The organism is Arthrobacter sp. MDT2-34-1 (assembly GCF_059091365.1).
In genome coordinates this window covers 493968-510354 of the sequence record NZ_JBNHGO010000002.1, presented here as the reverse complement: position 1 = coordinate 510354, position 16387 = coordinate 493968, and the positions used below count along the sequence as shown (strand labels likewise).

Annotated in this window: 12 protein-coding genes; 7 read left to right on the top strand and 5 right to left on the bottom strand. The window is 67.1% G+C overall.

The annotated features are described in order from the left end of the window. The first annotated feature begins 18 nt into the window (after window positions 1-18). The 5 genes from pcrA (at window position 19) to AC5RVV_RS12735 (ending at window position 7055) form a co-directional block, all read left to right on the top strand. A complete protein-coding gene (pcrA, locus tag AC5RVV_RS12755) occupies window positions 19-2415 on the top strand; it encodes a DNA helicase PcrA (RefSeq protein ID WP_494001755.1) in 2397 nt (798 codons plus the stop codon). A gap of 75 nt (window positions 2416-2490) precedes the next feature. Further along, window positions 2491-3558, top strand: a complete 1068-nt coding sequence (locus AC5RVV_RS12750; protein ID WP_494001754.1) for a mechanosensitive ion channel family protein — start codon at window positions 2491-2493, stop codon at window positions 3556-3558. 221 nt (window positions 3559-3779) lie between these two features. Continuing rightward, window positions 3780-4943 carry an ADP-forming succinate--CoA ligase subunit beta gene (gene sucC / locus AC5RVV_RS12745; protein WP_494001753.1) on the top strand — a complete coding sequence of 388 codons (1164 nt, stop codon included), beginning with the start codon at window positions 3780-3782 and terminating at the stop codon, window positions 4941-4943. A gap of 18 nt (window positions 4944-4961) precedes the next feature. Further along, entirely contained in the window at window positions 4962-5882 is a 921-nt protein-coding gene (gene sucD / locus AC5RVV_RS12740; RefSeq protein ID WP_494001752.1) for a succinate--CoA ligase subunit alpha, read from the top strand. A 117-nt stretch (window positions 5883-5999) separates the two neighbouring features. Continuing rightward, window positions 6000-7055, top strand: a complete 1056-nt coding sequence (locus AC5RVV_RS12735) for a zinc-dependent alcohol dehydrogenase family protein (RefSeq protein ID WP_494001751.1) — start codon at window positions 6000-6002, stop codon at window positions 7053-7055. A 30-nt stretch (window positions 7056-7085) separates the two neighbouring features. Here the strand turns inward: AC5RVV_RS12735 and AC5RVV_RS12730 are convergent, their stop codons facing one another. The 3 genes from AC5RVV_RS12730 to AC5RVV_RS12720 all read right to left on the bottom strand — a co-directional run bounded on the left by AC5RVV_RS12730 (window position 7086) and on the right by AC5RVV_RS12720 (window position 12002). Next, window positions 7086-9569 carry a GcvT family protein gene (locus AC5RVV_RS12730; RefSeq protein WP_494001750.1) on the bottom strand — a complete coding sequence of 828 codons (2484 nt, stop codon included), beginning with the start codon at window positions 9567-9569 and terminating at the stop codon, window positions 7086-7088. A gap of 140 nt (window positions 9570-9709) precedes the next feature. Continuing rightward, window positions 9710-11620 (bottom strand): BCCT family transporter, encoded by a 1911-nt coding sequence (locus tag AC5RVV_RS12725; RefSeq protein WP_494001749.1) that lies wholly within the window; start codon window positions 11618-11620, stop codon window positions 9710-9712. A 31-nt stretch (window positions 11621-11651) separates the two neighbouring features. After that, window positions 11652-12002, bottom strand: a complete 351-nt coding sequence (locus AC5RVV_RS12720; RefSeq protein WP_494001748.1) for a bifunctional 3-phenylpropionate/cinnamic acid dioxygenase ferredoxin subunit — start codon at window positions 12000-12002, stop codon at window positions 11652-11654. Between the two features lie 246 nt (window positions 12003-12248). Between AC5RVV_RS12720 and AC5RVV_RS12715 the strand changes: the two genes are divergently transcribed. Together AC5RVV_RS12715 and AC5RVV_RS12710 are read left to right on the top strand one after the other, a co-directional pair. Continuing rightward, complete coding sequence (locus AC5RVV_RS12715) at window positions 12249-13454, top strand: NAD(P)/FAD-dependent oxidoreductase (protein WP_494001747.1); 1206 nt, start codon at window positions 12249-12251, stop codon at window positions 13452-13454. 47 nt (window positions 13455-13501) lie between these two features. Continuing rightward, window positions 13502-14647 (top strand): aromatic ring-hydroxylating oxygenase subunit alpha, encoded by a 1146-nt coding sequence (locus tag AC5RVV_RS12710; RefSeq protein ID WP_494001746.1) that lies wholly within the window; start codon window positions 13502-13504, stop codon window positions 14645-14647. 40 nt (window positions 14648-14687) lie between these two features. Here AC5RVV_RS12710 and AC5RVV_RS12705 read toward each other — a convergent pair whose 3' ends face one another. Together AC5RVV_RS12705 and AC5RVV_RS12700 are read right to left on the bottom strand one after the other, a co-directional pair. Further along, window positions 14688-15497 (bottom strand): IclR family transcriptional regulator, encoded by an 810-nt coding sequence (locus tag AC5RVV_RS12705; RefSeq protein ID WP_494001745.1) that lies wholly within the window; start codon window positions 15495-15497, stop codon window positions 14688-14690. Between the two features lie 55 nt (window positions 15498-15552). Then, on the bottom strand, window positions 15553-16377 hold the full coding sequence (locus tag AC5RVV_RS12700; RefSeq protein WP_494001744.1) for a creatininase: 825 nt from the start codon (window positions 16375-16377) through the stop codon (window positions 15553-15555). Between the last annotated feature and the right edge of the window lie 10 nt (window positions 16378-16387).

The window sequence follows — 16387 nt, the reverse complement described above, 5'->3', positions numbered from 1 at the left end:
TAATAGACTTAGGGGACCATGGATTTCCTCACCGACCCGGCGTTCGACCCGCATGTTGCCTCTCCGCCCGCTCCGCATCTGCCCGGCGCCGAAGAGCTGCTCTCGGGGCTGAACCCGCAGCAGGAAGAGGCGGTCAAGCATGCCGGCTCCCCGCTGCTGATCGTCGCCGGCGCCGGATCCGGCAAGACCCGGGTGCTCAGCCATCGCATCGCGTACCTGCTCGCCACCCGCCGCGCACGGCCGGGAGAGATCCTCGCCATCACCTTCACGAACAAGGCCGCCGCGGAGATGCGGGAGAGGATCGAGTCGCTGGTGGGGGACTCGGCCAAGCGGATGTGGATTTCCACGTTCCACTCATCCTGCGTGAAGATCCTGCGCCGCGAAGCCAAGCACGTGGGGTTGAACTCCAACTTCTCCATCTACGACTCGGCGGACACGCTGCGGATGGTCAGCCAGGTGGCCAAGGGGCTGGACCTGGACCCGAAGCGCTTCCCGCCCAAGTCCATCCAGCACAAGATCTCGGCGCTGAAGAATGAACTGATCGACGACGAGTCCTTCGCCTCCACCGCCAACTATTCGGATCCGTTCGAGCAGGCGGTGGCCTCGGTCTACACCGGTTACACCCAGCGGATGCGCCAGGCCAACGCCATGGACTTCGACGACCTGATCGCGCAGGTTGTCTTCATTTTCCAGGCGTTCCCGGCGATTGCGGACTCGTACCGCCGGCGGTTCCGCCACGTGCTGGTGGACGAATACCAGGACACCAACCATGCCCAGTACCGGCTGGTGCGCGAGCTGACCCGGGAGTCCGAGGACGGGTCGGTGCCGGCCGGCGAACTAACCGTGGTGGGCGACTCGGACCAGTCCATCTACGCCTTCCGCGGGGCCGACGTGCGCAACATCGTCGATTTCGAGAAGGACTACGCCAGCGCGCGCACCATCCTGCTGGAACAGAACTACCGGTCGACCCAGACCATCCTCACCGCGGCCAACTCGGTGATCTCCCGGAACCCTGACCGCCCGGCCAAGCGGCTCTGGACCGCCGAGGGCGACGGCGAGAAGATCATCGGCTACGTGGGCGAGAACGAGCACGACGAGGCCCGCTTCATCACCGGGGAGATCGACCGGCTGCAGGACTCCGAGGGCATCCGCCCCGGCGACATCGCCATTTTCTACCGGACCAACGCCCAGTCCCGTTCCATCGAGGACTTGCTGGTCCGGGTGGGGCTGCCCTACAAGGTAGTCGGCGGCACCCGCTTCTACGAGCGCAAGGAAATCAAGGACGCGCTGGCCTACCTGCGGGTCCTGGCCAACCCGGACGACGTCGTCAACCTGCGCCGCATCCTCAACGAACCGAAGCGCGGGATCGGCGACCGGGCCGAGTACGCCGTCGCGGCGTTGGCGGAACGGGACCGGATCTCGTTCATGGAGGCGCTGCGCCGGGCGGAGGAGGCACCCGGCATGGCCACCCGGTCGGTGAACGCGGTCGCCGGCTTCGTGAAGCTCATCGACGACCTGGCCGAGGTGGCCGCCGGGTCCGGTGCGGCAGCCGCGCTGGAGGCCGTGCTGGAGCAGACCGGCTACCTGGCGATGCTGCGCCAGAGCAACGACCCGCAGGACGAATCCCGCGTGGAAAACCTGGCCGAACTCGTGGCCGTGGTGCGCGAATACGAACGGGACAACCCGGAAGGGTCGCTGTCCGAGTTCCTGGAACAGGTGGCGCTGGTGGCCGACGCGGACCAGGTGCCCGACGCCCCGGACAGCGAGGCGGCGCGGCTGGCCCAGGACCAGGGCGTGGTGACGCTGATGACGCTGCATACCGCCAAGGGACTGGAGTTTCCGGTGGTCTTCCTCACCGGCATGGAACACGGAATCTTCCCGCACCAGCGCTCCATGACCGACCCGACGGAGCTGGCCGAAGAGCGCCGGCTGGCCTACGTGGGCCTGACCCGCGCCCGCCAGCGGCTGTACCTGACCCGGTCCGAGTCCCGCAGCATGTGGGGCCAGAGCCAGTTCAACCCGGCCAGCCAGTTCATCGAAGAGGTCCCGGCCGAACTCATCGACTGGAAACGCGAAGGCACGGCCCGCCCGACCTTTGCCTCCGCGGGCAGCTTCGGGTCCAGCCGCTACTCGGGATCGCACTGGGGCGCCGGGACCTCGGGCAGCCAGGACATCAGCAACATGCGCGGATCGGCGCCGTCGATCACCAGCGCCAAGACCCGGGCCGGACGGGTGCAGCCGCAGAAGGAAGTCATCGCGCTGTCCATCGGCGACAAGGTCAACCACGCGAGCTTCGGCAACGGGACCGTCCTGGGCCTCGAAGGAGCCGGCGACAAGACGGTGGCCAAGGTCAAATTCGACGCCGGCGAGAAGCGGCTGCTGCTGCGCTATGCGCCGCTGACCAAGATGGGCTGACCCCGCTGGGAGATGCGCCACGTTTGCGGCGGCGCATTTGGCAGCGGCATGACGGGGCGCTTACCGTTCTTATCCATGGACCACGTGGACATCAGGACTTTGGAACGGCTGGCAACCCCCGATTTTTGGCTTGACAAGCCGCTGCGCGTTTCGCTGATCCTGCTGGGTGGATTCCTGCTGAACATTGTGCTGCGGATGGTGATCAAACGCGTCACCGGAAAGATCGCCGACGGCGAGACCGCCAAGCTGGACAAATTCGACCCGGCAGCGCCCAAGAACACGAAGGACCCGCGCTACTGGCTGATTCAGGACTCGCCGATCGCCGCGGTGCGCCGGGCCCAGCGCTCGAAGACAATCGGATCGGTGCTGCGTTCGATCACCACCATCGTGCTGGCCAGCGTCACCGCGTTGATGGTGCTCACGGAGCTGGAATTCAATCTTGGCCCGGTACTGGCCAGTGCCGGTATTGCCGGCGTCGCCATTGGTTTTGGCGCCCAGACCCTGGTCAAGGACTACCTGTCCGGGCTGTTCATGGTGGCCGAAGACCAGTACGGCATCGGTGACGTGGTCGACTTGGGCGAGGCATCCGGCACCGTGGAGTCGGTCGGTCTGCGGGTCACGCAGGTGCGCGCCGTGGACGGCACGCTGTGGCACGTTCGCAACGGGGAGATCCTGCGGGTGGGTAACTCCTCGCAGGGCTGGGCGCGGGCAGTGCTGGACATCCCGGTGCCGTACGACTCCGATGTGGAGAAGGTCTCCGAGTTGATCCTCAAGACCGCCATGGAGCTGCGCATGGACGAGGACAACCGCAGGCTGATTTTGGACGATCCGGAGGTCTGGGGTGTGGAGGCACTGACCGGCGAATCCGTGGTGATCCGTTTGGCCATCCGCACGAAGCCGTTGGAACAGTGGGCAATCGCGCGCAAGATGCGGGCCCGCCTCAAGGAAGCGTTGGCCGAGGAAGGCCTGCGCATTCCGCTGCTGAACCAGACCGTGATCAGGGGCAGTGCACCGGCAGCAGCCGCAGCGCAGGGCGGGGGAACCACCGCGCAGGACGGGGACGCTGCCGCGCAGGGCGGGGAGGCCGCCCAAGGCGGGAACACCGCCGTCGTGGATCAGACGGGAGCCGGCGGCAAGAATTAGGTTCACGGCGCCGATACCTCAAACCCGGACACTTCTACAAGTCGTAGAAGTGTGCCCTTGGCCACTAAAGCGGTACTCTGGGACCGGCGCCCGAGGCCAAAGGGGCTAGAGTTCCCCATGGAGCACTGCAGGCATCCGCTCACCGTCCGTGGTCACCGCCACGGCCAACCGCGGACGCCGCTCCGAGTCAGAAACGACTTCGACGTAGAAGGACACAACCCGTGGACCTGTATGAATACCAGGCGCGCGATCTCTTCGAGGCACACGGAGTACCCGTGCTGGCTGGAATCGTTGCGTACACCCCAGAAGAAGCCAAGGCAGCTGCTGAGAAAATTGGCGGCGTAGTTGTCGTCAAGGCTCAGGTGAAGGTCGGAGGCCGCGGCAAGGCCGGTGGCGTCAAGGTCGCCAAGACCCCGGACGAGGCATACGAATACGCCTCCAACATCCTCGGCATGGACATCAAGGGCCACACGGTCAAGAAGGTCATGATCGCGCAGGGCGCCGACATCGCCGAGGAGTACTACTTCTCCGTGCTGCTGGACCGCGCCAACCGCAACTACCTGGCCATGTGCTCGGTGGAGGGCGGCATGGAGATCGAGCAGCTGGCCGTGGAGCGCCCGGACGCCCTGGCCAAGGTTGCCATCGACCCGGCAGTGGGCATCGACCAGGCCAAGGCCGACGAAATCGTTGCCGAGGCCGGCTTCGCCGAAGACCTTCGCCCCAAGGTCGCCGAGGTCATCGTCAAGCTCTGGGACGTGTTCATCAAGGAAGACGCCACCCTGGTGGAGGTCAACCCGCTGGTCAAGACCGGCGCCGGCGACATCGTCGCCCTGGACGGCAAGGTCTCGCTGGACGAGAACGCCTCCTTCCGTCAGCCCGGCCACGAGGAGCTCGAGGACAAGGACGCCGCGGATCCGCTCGAGGCCAAGGCCAAGGAACTGGACCTGAACTACGTCAAGCTCGACGGACAGGTCGGCATCATCGGCAACGGCGCGGGCCTGGTCATGTCCACCCTGGATGTCGTCGCCTACGCCGGCGAGAAGCACGGCAACGTCAAGCCCGCCAACTTCCTGGACATCGGCGGCGGCGCCTCGGCCGAGGTCATGGCCGCCGGCCTGGACGTCATCCTTAACGACGAGCAGGTCAAGAGCGTGTTCGTGAACGTCTTCGGCGGCATCACCGCCTGCGACGCCGTGGCAAACGGCATCGTCAAGGCCCTGGAAATCCTGGGCGAGAAGGCCAGCAAGCCGCTGGTTGTCCGCCTCGACGGCAACAATGTCGACGAAGGCCGGCAGATCCTGCTCAACGCCAACCACCCGCTGGTCACCCTGGCCCTGACCATGGACCAGGGCGCCGACAAGGCCGCCGAGCTGGCCAACGCCTAAGGACCGAGGAACTAAAACATGTCTATCTTCATCAACAAGGACTCGAAGGTCATCGTCCAGGGCATCACCGGTGGCGAAGGCTCCAAGCACACGGCGCGCATGCTGCACGCCGGCACCAACATCGTTGGCGGCGTGAACGCGCGCAAGGCCGGCACCACCGTCACGCACGGCGAGAAAACCCTGCCGGTCTTCGGCACCGTCAAGGAAGCCGTCACCGAGACCGGCGCCGACGTCTCCATCGTCTTCGTCCCGCCTGCCTTCACCAAGGACGCCGTGGTCGAGGCCATTGAGGCCGAAATCGGCCTGGTCGTGGTGATCACCGAGGGCGTTCCGGTGCAGGATTCCGCCGAGTTCTGGGCGCTGGCACAGTCCAAGAAGGACTCCGACGGCAACCAGATCACCCGCATCATCGGCCCGAACTGCCCGGGCATCATCACGCCCGGCGAGTCGCTGGTGGGCATCACCCCGGCGAATATCACCGGCAAGGGCGGCGTGGGCCTGGTCTCCAAGTCCGGCACGCTGACCTACCAGATGATGTACGAACTGCGCGACCTCGGCTTCTCCACCGCCATCGGCATCGGCGGCGACCCGGTCATCGGCACCACCCACATCGATGCCCTGGCCGCGTTCGAGGCCGATCCGGAAACCAAGGCGATCGTGATGATCGGCGAAATCGGCGGCGACGCCGAGGAGCGTGCCGCCGAGTACATCAAGGCCAACGTCACCAAGCCGGTCGTGGGCTACGTGGCCGGCTTCACCGCGCCCGAGGGCAAGACCATGGGCCACGCCGGCGCCATCGTCTCCGGCTCCTCCGGCACGGCCCAGGCCAAGAAGGAGGCCCTCGAGGCCGCGGGCGTGAAGGTCGGCAAGACCCCGTCCGAGACCGCGCACCTGCTGCGCGAGGTCTACCCGGACCACGAGGCACCGTCCAGCCTCTAGGCCCTCCGCCTACGGCATCGAGGCCCGCCACCTGCACAAGGTGGCGGGCTTCGCCCGTTCCCGGCCGCCGCGGCGACGCGGTTAGGCTGGAAAGCACACCACTGCACAGGAGGCTTAATGCGCGCTGCCATCATCCACGGACCGGGCGACATCCGGGTCGAGGAACGACCCGACCCGGAAATCCTTGCCCCCACCGACGCGATCGTGCGCGTGAGCGCCACCTGCGTCTGCGGCTCCGATCTGTGGCCCTACCGCGGCATCCGCGAGCCGGGCAGGCCGCATCCCATCGGCCACGAACTCATCGGCGTGGTCGAGGCCACCGGCGACGCCGTGCAGGCGCTGTCCGCCGGCGACTTCGTCATTGCCCCATGGGCCATCAGCTGCGGCGGGTGTCCGCCCTGCCGCAACGGCGTGCAAACCTCCTGCGAACGCCGGGCCAGTTGGGGAGGCCGGGACGAACACGGCCTGCCGGTCGACGGCGGGCAGGGCGAAGCGGTGCGGGTGCCCCACGCCGACGCCACGCTGGTTGCGGTGCCCGGCGTGACCGAACCGGGAGAGGAACTGGCCAAGAGCCTGCTCACGCTCTCCGACGTGATGGGGACCGGACACCACGCGGCCATCAGCGCCAAGGTCGGCCCGGGACGCACCGTCGTCGTCGTGGGAGACGGCGCCGTCGGGCTGTGCGGAGTGCTGGCAGCCCGGCGGCTGGGCGCCGAGCGGATCATCGCGATGTCCCGCTACGACGACCGGGCGGCGTTGGCGCGCGAATTCGGGGCAACCGATGTGGTGGCGGAACGCGGGAAGGCCGCCGCCGAAAAGGTCAAGGAGCTGCTCGGCGGCGTGCTGGCCGACTCCGTGCTCGAATGCGTGGGCACGGCGGAGTCCATGGACCAGGCGCTGCGCTGCACCAGGCCCGGCGGATCCGTCGGGTTCGTCGGCGTCCCCGCCGGCGGCGCCGAACTGCCCATCGGCGTGCTGTTCTCGAAGAACATTGCCGTCGCCGGCGGCGCCGCGCCCACCCGCGAATACCTTCCGGAACTCCTCGACGACGTGATGTCCGGGAAGATCAACCCCGGCAAGGTCTTCGACGCAGTCATGCCCCTCGACGACGCCGCGGAAGCCTACCGGGCGATGGACGAACGCCGCGCGATCAAGGTGATGCTGCGGCCCTAGCCGCGGCCGGGCTTCCCGCCAGCGCGGGCCTCAGCCGCGCAGGCGCTCCATGCCGGGGTCGACCAGCGGCTCGGCGGCGACGGTGGCCGGGATGCGGCGGCCGAAGTATTCGATCTCGACGCCGTCTCCCTCCCCGATGTCCGCAGGCAGCCACGCGTACGCCACCGGCCGGCCTACCGTGTGGCCGAAGGCCGCGCTGGTGACGTAGCCGGACGGGACGTCGTCCACGTATACCGGCTCCTTGCCCAGCACCACCGACCGGCCGTCGTCGATGGTCAGGCAGCGCAGCCGGCGGGGCGGCGCGCCCGCGGCGGCCAGCGCGGCGGCGCCGACGAATTCGCCCTTGTCGGCCTTGACCGCGAACCCGAGGCCCGCCTCCTCCGGCGTGTGCTCGGTGGTCATGTCGGTGCCCCAGAGCCGGTAGCCCTTTTCCAGCCGCAGGCTGTTGAATGCGGCCCGGCCGGCGGGGACGATCCCGTGCTCCTGCCCGGCGTCGAACAGCGCGTCCCAGAGCCTGAGCCCCTGGTCGGCCGTGGTGTACAGTTCCCAGCCCAGCTCGCCCACATAGGAGAGCCGCATCGCGGTGACGGAGAGGCCGGCGACGCGCACCTGGGCCGTGCGGAAGTACTTGAGCGAGTCGTTGCTGAAGTCGTCGCTGCTGGCCTTGGCCATCACGCCGCGCGCCAGGGGGCCCCAGAGCCCGATGCAGCAGGTGCCGGCGGTGATGTCCTCGACCCGGGCCCACTGGGCCGGGTCGGCCTGCGATTGCGCGGCCGCCTCGCCGCGCAGGTACTCGTAGTCGGCGTTGTTGTTGATGCCGGCCTGGAACCGTTCCCCTGCCAGCCGCGCCACCGTGATGTCGCTGCGGATGCCGCCGCCGGAATCCAGCAACAGGCAGTAAGTCACCGCCCCGGGTTTCTTGTTGAGCTGCCCGGTGCCCAGCCGCTGCAGCAGGGCCAGGGCGCCCGGCCCGGACACCTCCACCCGCTTCAGCGGGGTCATGTCGTACATGGCGACGGCGGTGCGCGTCTTCCACGCTTCGGCCGCGGCGATGGGGGAGTGGTAGCGGGCTGCCCAGGCCTCGCGCTCCGGTTCCCGCCAGTCCTGCGGCAGCGCCGCCAGCAGGGCCGCGTTGGCCTCGTACCAGTGCGGGCGCTCCCAGCCGCCGGATTCCAGGAAGACCGCGCCGAGCTCTTGCTGGCGGCCGAAGAAGGGGCTGGTGCGCAGGTTCCGCGGGGATTCGCGCGGTTGCAGCGGGTGCAGCACGTCGTAGATCTCCACGAAGTTCTGCTGCGACGTCTCGCTGATGTATTCCGGGGCCAGCTGCACGTCTTCGAACCGGCGCACATCGCCTTCGTGCAGGTCCGTCTGCGACCGCCCGTCCACCAGCAGCTCTGCAACCGCCTTGGCCACTCCCGCCGAATGGGTGACCCACACGGCTTCGGCCAGATAAAAGCCGGCGACGTCCGGCGACTCCCCGATCACCGGGGCGCCGTCGGGGGTGAAGGAAAAAACGCCGTTGAATCCGTCGGTGATGCCCGCGCCGCGGAGGGCCGGCAGCAGCCGCTGGCTTTCCCGCCAGGACGGTTCGAAGTCCGCCGGCGTGAAGCCCAGCCGCGAGGGCATGTGGTCGTCGGAGACGTCCGCCGGCGCGACAGCCGGCAGCCCGTCCAGGTCCACCGGCATGGGCCGGTGCGCGTAGGAACCGATGCCCAGCCGGTCGCCGTGCTCGCGGAAGTACAGGTCCGCGTCCTGGTGGCGCAGGATCGGCAACCGGGCGCCGTTGGGCAGTTCGTTCCGGCCGGCCAGCACCGGCAGCGCCGAGGTCTTGACGTACTGGTGCGCCAGCGGAAGCAGCGGCACCGTCATGCCGACCATGGCGCCGATCTTCGGCCCCCAGAACCCGGCACAGCAGACCACGACGTCGGCGGGCACCCTCCCGGTGTCGGTCTCCACCGCGGTGACCCGCCCGCCGGCGTGCTCAATGCCCGTCACGGTGGTGGAACCGCGGAACTCGACGCCGGCGGCGGAGGCGCGGGCGATCAGCAGCCGGACGGCGCGGGCCGCGAGGGCCAGCCCGTCGGAGGGGATGTGCAGGCCGCCGAGCACGTTGCCGGCCGGCAGCAGCGGATGGTGCTTTTCGCATTCATCCGGGTCGATCAGCCGGGCCTCCACGCCCCAGGAGGCGGCGAAGCCGGCCCTGCGCTTGAGCTCCTCGAACCGGGCGGGCGTGGTGGCCACCTCCAGCCCGCCCACCTGGTTGAAGCAGGAGATGCCGTCTGCCGTGAGCGAGCGCATTTTGCCCACCGTGTAGCGGGCGAATTCGGTCATGGTCTTGGACGGATTGGTTTGGAAGACCAGCCCGGGTGCGTGCGAACTCGACCCGCCGGCCAGGTGCAGCGGGCCCTGCTCCAGGACGGTCACGTTCGTGCGGCCGCGGGCGGCCAGTTCGTCCGCCAGATTGGCGCCGACGATCCCTGCTCCGATGATGACGATGCGCGGGGAAGTGCTCATGCGGTAATGCTCCTTCAGGTAGCAGGGCGGGGCAAGAGATGCGGGGCCATGCGTTGTAGATGTGCGCCATGCGTTGTGGGGCGGCGAGTTTGGGGTGCGGCGGGTGGTCCGGTTGCCCCGGCCGCCCGCCGCAGGGCGGCCTAGGCGGGCGGTGGAGCAGCTGCCGGGCACTTCCCTTCGGGACAGGTGTCGTCGCATTCGTGTTTGGTGACCAGGTCGAACCTGCTGCCGCCGTGCTGGCCCACCCCGGATCGGATGGCGCGTTCCACGACGGAGTCGGCCAACCGGCGGCGCAGCGCCAGCGGATCACGGCGCAGGTCCTTGGCCAGCGCAATGCACATCAGCAGCATCACCAGGACGAACGGCAGCGCGACCACGATGGTGATGTTCTTGAGCCCGTTCAGGGCCTCGGCCGGCTGGTCCCCGCCGGCCAGCAACATCACCGCAGCGACTCCGCCGGTCAGCGCGCCCCAGAAGATCACGACGCCGCGGGAGGGCTCTTCGGCCCCGTTGGAACTGAGGGAAGCCATCACCAGCGAGGCCGAATCGGCGCCCGTGACGAAGAAGATCCCTACCAGAACCATCGCCAGGATCGCCACCGCGCCGGCCAGGATGTTCGGCAACGGCAGGTTTTGCAGCAGATCGAAGAGGGCGCCGTCGAAGGAGATGGTCGGGTCGCCGTCGACCATGTCGACCAGCCCGTCGCCGGTATCCGGTGTGGCGTCTGCCGCGGCCTGCACTCCAAAGCTGGCGCCGCCGAAGATCGCGAACCAGGCGACGCTCACAACGCTTGGCACCAGCAGCACGCCGGTGACGAACTGGCGGATGGTGCGGCCGCGGCTGATCCGGGCAATGAACATGCCGACGAACGGTGTCCAGGACACCCACCAGGCCCAGTAGAAGACCGTCCAGCCGGACATCCAGCTGCGCAGCGCCTCGTCGCCCACCGCTTCGGTGCGGGAGGCCATCTCGGCCAGGTCGCGGGCGTAATCCCCGACGGCGGCCGGCACCAGGTTCAGGATGAACAGCGTGGGGCCGGCAAGGAACACGATCAGCGCCAAAAGAACGGCCAGCACCATGTTGATGTTGGCCAGCCACTGAATGCCGCGGCGGATTCCGGAGACGGCCGAGGCGATGAAGCAGGCCGTGAGCACGGCGATGATGACCACGAGCACGCCGGTGGCCAGCTCGCCCACCCACCCGTTGAACGCCAAGCCGCTGCCGATTTGCAGGGCGCCGAGGCCGAGCGACGCGGCCGTGCCGAAGAGGGTGGCGAAGATGGCCAGGATGTTGATGAACTTCCCGGCCGGTCCCTCCACCGTCTTGCTGCCGAACAGGGAGGTGAAGATTGCCGAGATCAGCTGTTTGCGGCCCAGCCGGTAGGTGCCGTAGGCCATGGCGATGCCGACGACGGCGTACATCGCCCACGGGTGCAGCGTCCAGTGGAACAGCGAGGTTGCCATCGCCGTCTGGATTGCCTCCGGCGTCTGCCCGTCCACGGTGCCGGGCGGCGGGGCGATGTAGTGGTACATCGGTTCTGCCACGCCGTAGAACATCAGGCCGATGCCCATGCCGGCGGCGAACATCATGGAGATCCAGGAGATGGTGCGGAACTCCGGCTTTTCGCCGTCCTTGGACAGCGGGATGTTGCCGAACCGGCCGATCGCCAGCCACAGCACGAAAACCACGAAGAGCGAGGCCAGCAGGATGAAGAGCCAACCGGTATTCTCCATCACCCAGTTCAGTACGGTGACCGAGGTGGTGCCGAGATGCTCGGTGGCCAGGAAACCCCAGGCCACGAAAGCGACGGCGAGGGCGCCGGCCACGGCGAAGACTGTCTTGTCCAAGCCTCCGCTCGTCCGCTGGCGGCCCGCCAGCGCCTGCTCGTTCTCGCTCTCCCGAAGCTCGGCCAGGATCCGGGCGTCCTCCTCGGTGCCCGCTTGATCCGGCGGCGCATTGGCCGGTCTGTCGGAGGGCTCCTGGGCCAGCACCCGCTGCACCTCGTGGTCGGGTGGGCCATCATCAACTGCAAGATCGTTGTTCACTGACATCTGGTTCCTTTGGTGGATGACGAAGGCCCGGCTACACGAACCCGTCGACCTGCAGGCCGGGCGGGAGATTCGGGGCCTCTTCTGATTCCTGGACCATGATGATGCCGTCCACGACGGAGACACCGTGGACGCGGACCGGGAGTTTTGCCGGCGGCGCGTCAACGACGCCGGTACGCAGATTGAACTTCGACGCGTGCAGCGGGCACTCGACTTCGCAGCCCTCTACCCAGCCGTCCGCCAGCGAGGCGTCCTGGTGGGTGCACGTGTCGTCAATGGCAAAGAGCTCGCCCTCTTCCGTGTGGAAGACGGCGATGGGAGGCGAAGTGTCAAGCCGGATGGCGTCGCCGGGGGTTAGCTGGCTTAAGGGGCAGGCCTGATGCATGGGGGCGCCTTCTTTCGCAACGACACAGCGTGCCAAGTTCCGTCGTGAACAACGGCGTTCACGATAGGCAACAGTGTGCCGGGTCACATTCGGTTGTCAAGGGTTTGGAGAAATTCTTTTCTGCGGGTCCTTACCCCTTGACACACGCGGAATCCGTCTTCACGCTGTTTCACATAGCGCGTCGTGTTGCGTCAGGCGCTGCTTGTTCGGAAAACGTGAACCCTCATGCTGTGAAAGGCCCTATCCATGCAGACCCTTGTTGTCATCGGAGCTTCGCTGTCCGGGCTTTCTGCGGCCCGGGCGGCACGGAACCAAGGTTTTGCCGGCCGCCTGATCGTCGTTGGAGCGGAAGTGCATCCGCCCTACGACCGTCCGCCGCTGTCCAAGGACTTCCTGGCGGGCCGGGTCTCGGAGGCGGACCTGGCATTAGTCGACGGGGACGACGAGTTGGCCGCGGAATGGATTTTGGGTGTGACGGCCATAGGCCTCGACCCGGAGTCGATGACCGTGTCGCTCAGCGACGGACGGAGCCTCGCCGCGGACGGACTGGTCCTGGCCACCGGGTCCTCCGCCCGGGTACTCCCCGAAGTCGATGGCTGCGCGAACGTTTTCACCCTCCGCACGTTGGACGATGCCCGTGCGCTGCGCGGTCATCTGCTTCCCGGCCGGAAAATGGTGGTGATCGGGGCAGGCTTCATCGGCGCCGAGACCGCTTCGACCGCCCGTGACGCGGGCCTCGACGTCACCGTGGTGGAGCGGTCTCCTGCCCCACTGTCCGGCGCCCTGGGCGTCGAGATGGGTGCGGCCGTCGCCGGGCTGCACTTGGCCGGCGGGGTGGAGATGCTGTGCGGCACATCTGTCCGGTCCTTCCGCACCAGCGGCGGAAACGTCAGCCACGTGGTGCTCGACGACGGGCGGGAACTTCCCGCCGACATCGTCTTGGTGGGCATCGGCGGGCAACCGAACACCGACTGGCTGCTCGGCTCCGGAATAGAGTTGGGCAACGGCGTGCTCTGCGACTCGGCGGGCCGCACCAGCGTCTCCTCGGTGGTGGCCGTCGGGGACTGCGCGGCCTGGTGGAACCCGCGGGCAGGGGCGCACCAGCGGGTTGAGCACTGGACCGGGGCCTTGGAGCAACCTGCCGTTGCAGTGGCAGCGCTGTTGCAGGACACCGCGACCCTGCCGCCGGTCAATCCGCCCTATTTCTGGTCCGACCAATACGGCTCGCGCATTCAGTTTGCCGGCCACGTGCACGGCCACGACCGGGTTGAAATTGAACACGGCTGCCTCGAAGACAACAGCTTCCTCGCCGTCTACTACGCCGGAGCCGACCCCGTTGCCGTGCTGGGTGTCAACCAGGTCCGCCAGTTCACCAGGTGGCGCAAATTCCTCAACCGGGAAGCCGAACGGCACCTGGGCGTACTTTCAGCCGAATTCGCCGCCGCATCCTGAGCAACGCACCGATTCTCCCGCTGCCAGTTCTGTTCAAAGGAGTTCGCATGACCGCCGAAATGGTTTCGGATAGCCTGATCGCCACCCTGCCCGGCCATACCTATGTTGACGACGACGTCTTTCGGGCCGAGCAGGAACGCATCTTCGAGCAGATGTGGTTCTGTGCGGTCAGGTCCGCCGACCTTGACAAAGCCGGCGCCTACCGGACGGTGCAGGTTGGCCGCGAATCGGTCATCGTGACCCGCAACCGCAAAGGCACCGTCCGTGCGTACTACAACATCTGCCGGCACCGCGGCGTCAAACTTTGCATGGAAGAGAGCGGTGAGGCGGGACGTTCGTTCCAATGTCCCTACCACGCCTGGACATACGACTTCGATGGCAAGCTCATCGCGGCGCCCAATCTCACCAAGATGCCCGATATCGACCGGCATAAGTACGGGTTGGTGGATGTTCCGGTGCGCGAATACCTGGGTTACGTGTGGTTGTGCCTCGCGGAGGAACCGCCGTCGTTCGACGACGACGTGGTGGGGGCGATCGAAGAGCGCCTGGGCGACGCCGGCGCGATCGACGGCTACGACATCGCCAACCTCAGCCTGGGCCGGCGGATCAGGTACGACGTGAAGGCCAACTGGAAGCTGATTATCGAGAACTTCATGGAGTGCTATCACTGCGCGACCATCCATCCGGAGTTGACGGAAGTGCTGCCGGAGTTCGCCGATGGACTGGCCGCGCAGTATTTTGTGGGCCACGGCGCCGAATTCGGCGAGGACGTCAAGGGCTTCACGGTGGATGGGTCGGAAGGCCTGGAACGGATTCCGGGCATCGCCGACGACCAGGACCGGCGCTATTACGCGGTGACCATCAGACCCACGGTCTTCCTGAACCTGGTGCCGGACCACGTGATCATTCACCGGATGTTTCCGTTGGCCGCGGACCGGACAGTGGTGGAGTGCGACTGGCTGTACATGCCCGGCGTGGTGGAAGCCGGAAAGGACCTCACGGCCTCCGTCGAGCTCTTTCACCGGGTGAACCAGCAGGACTTCGACGCGTGCGAACGCTGCCAGCCGGCGATGGGCTCCAAGATCTACGCCAACGGCGGCGTGCTGGTTCCCAGCGAACACCACATCAGCGCGTTCCACGAGTGGGTCACGGCCCGACTGGCCGGAGAGCCCGCCGCCGCCGTCGTCAAATGACAGCCGGGCGCCAACGTCGTCATTGGGTAGCCGGCGGCGGTCAGCTGTCCCGGGAGTAGCCCATCCGGGCGCTGATGTCCTGCCCGGCCTGCTTGATGTCCTCGACCAGCCCGTCAATCTGCTCGGGCTTGAACCGGAAGGCCGGGCCCGAAATGCTGACGGATCCGATAACGGTTCCCAGGTGGTCCCATACCGGAACAGCAATGGAATTCAGGCCGATCTCGAATTCTTCCTTGACGACGGCGTAGCCCTGGGCGGAGACCTGGAGCAGCTCCTTTTCCAGTTTCTGCCGGGAGGTGATCGTGTTCGCGGTCTGCGCCGGCAACCGGGTTTGCTTCACGATCTTGAGCCGGTCTTCGGAGGTGAGCCCCGCCAGCAGGACCTTACCGCTGGACGTGGCGTGGAGGGGCGTCAGACTGCCGATCCAGTCGGACATCGCCAGAGTGGAGGTGCCCCGCGCCTGGTCCACGTTGACGGCATAGTTGGAACGCAGGACTGCCAGGTTCACGGTTTCCTTGTACTGTTCCGCCAGTCGTTCCAGCACGGGCCGTGCCTCGCGCACCAGGCTCAGGTTCCCCGGGATCGAGTTCGCGAGCCGCAGGATGCTAAAGCCGAGCTGGTATTTGCCGCGCTCGCTGTTCTGCTGCACCATGCCGCGCTGGTCCAGGGATGCCAGCAGCCGCGACGCGGTGGACTTGTGCACGCCCATTTCCTCGGCGATGTCGCTGACGCCGGCGGCGCCACGGCGGGCCAGGATCTCGAGCACGGTGATGGCGCGGTCCACAGACTGCACGCCGCGGTTCAGGTTCTCCGGCGACGCCTCGTCGTCGAGCTCTTCAGGATCGGCCATAGGACCATAATCTCATTGCGGCAGGGCGGGGTGGACCCGCACGGCGAAGCTGGTCCTACATTGCCGCGACGGCTTCAGGGTCGGCGGCGAGTGCCTGCGCCACGGCAGGGGTGAATTCGCGGGACAGGGCTGCCGCCATGCCGGCCGATGCCCGTTCGAGCAGGATTCTGCCCTTGCCGGCGGTCGCCTCGGCCGCGGAGGAAAGGCAGCCGGAGGCCGGTGTCAGTTCGGGGTTGACGGGCAGGACATCGTAGTTCGGCAGGACGGCGGGGGGAGCGTCGACGACCTTGTCCATGCGGACGCGCTCCGGGTAGAGGTGCAGCATGAGCGAGGTTTCCAGCACGCCGCCGTGCTCCAGGTCCCAGCCGGTGAAGCCGTCCGGGTACAGCTCGGTGATGGTCCGCTCGTCAACGAAGTCCCAGTAGGAGAGCAGCACTACCTTGACGTCCTGGACGCCGCTTTGGTGCAGTTCGCGGAGCGCCAGGTCGACGCCTTCGTACAGGAACTGGTAGTTCTCGAAATGGCCGTTGATGAAGGCGATGTTCCGCGCGCCATGCCGGGCGAATTCCAAGGTCAGCGTTTTAGCGATGGAAATGACCGTCGCCGCGTCGAGGCTGGTGGTGCCGGGGAGGTGGTTGCCGCCCCCGGAACGTTGCTGGGACTTGTACCCGTAGACGACGGGAGCGGCGACAACACCGCCGATGGATGACGCCGTCGCACCGGCCAACGCCGTAGACAGGAGAACATCCACGTTGAGCGGCATATGCGGTCCGTGCTGCTCAATGGAGCCGACCGGGATCAGCACGACGGCGTTGTCTTCGGCGATGCGTTCCCGATAGGTAAAGGCGTCGAGTTCTTCCATGTACACGCTGGCAGTCATGCTTGCTCCA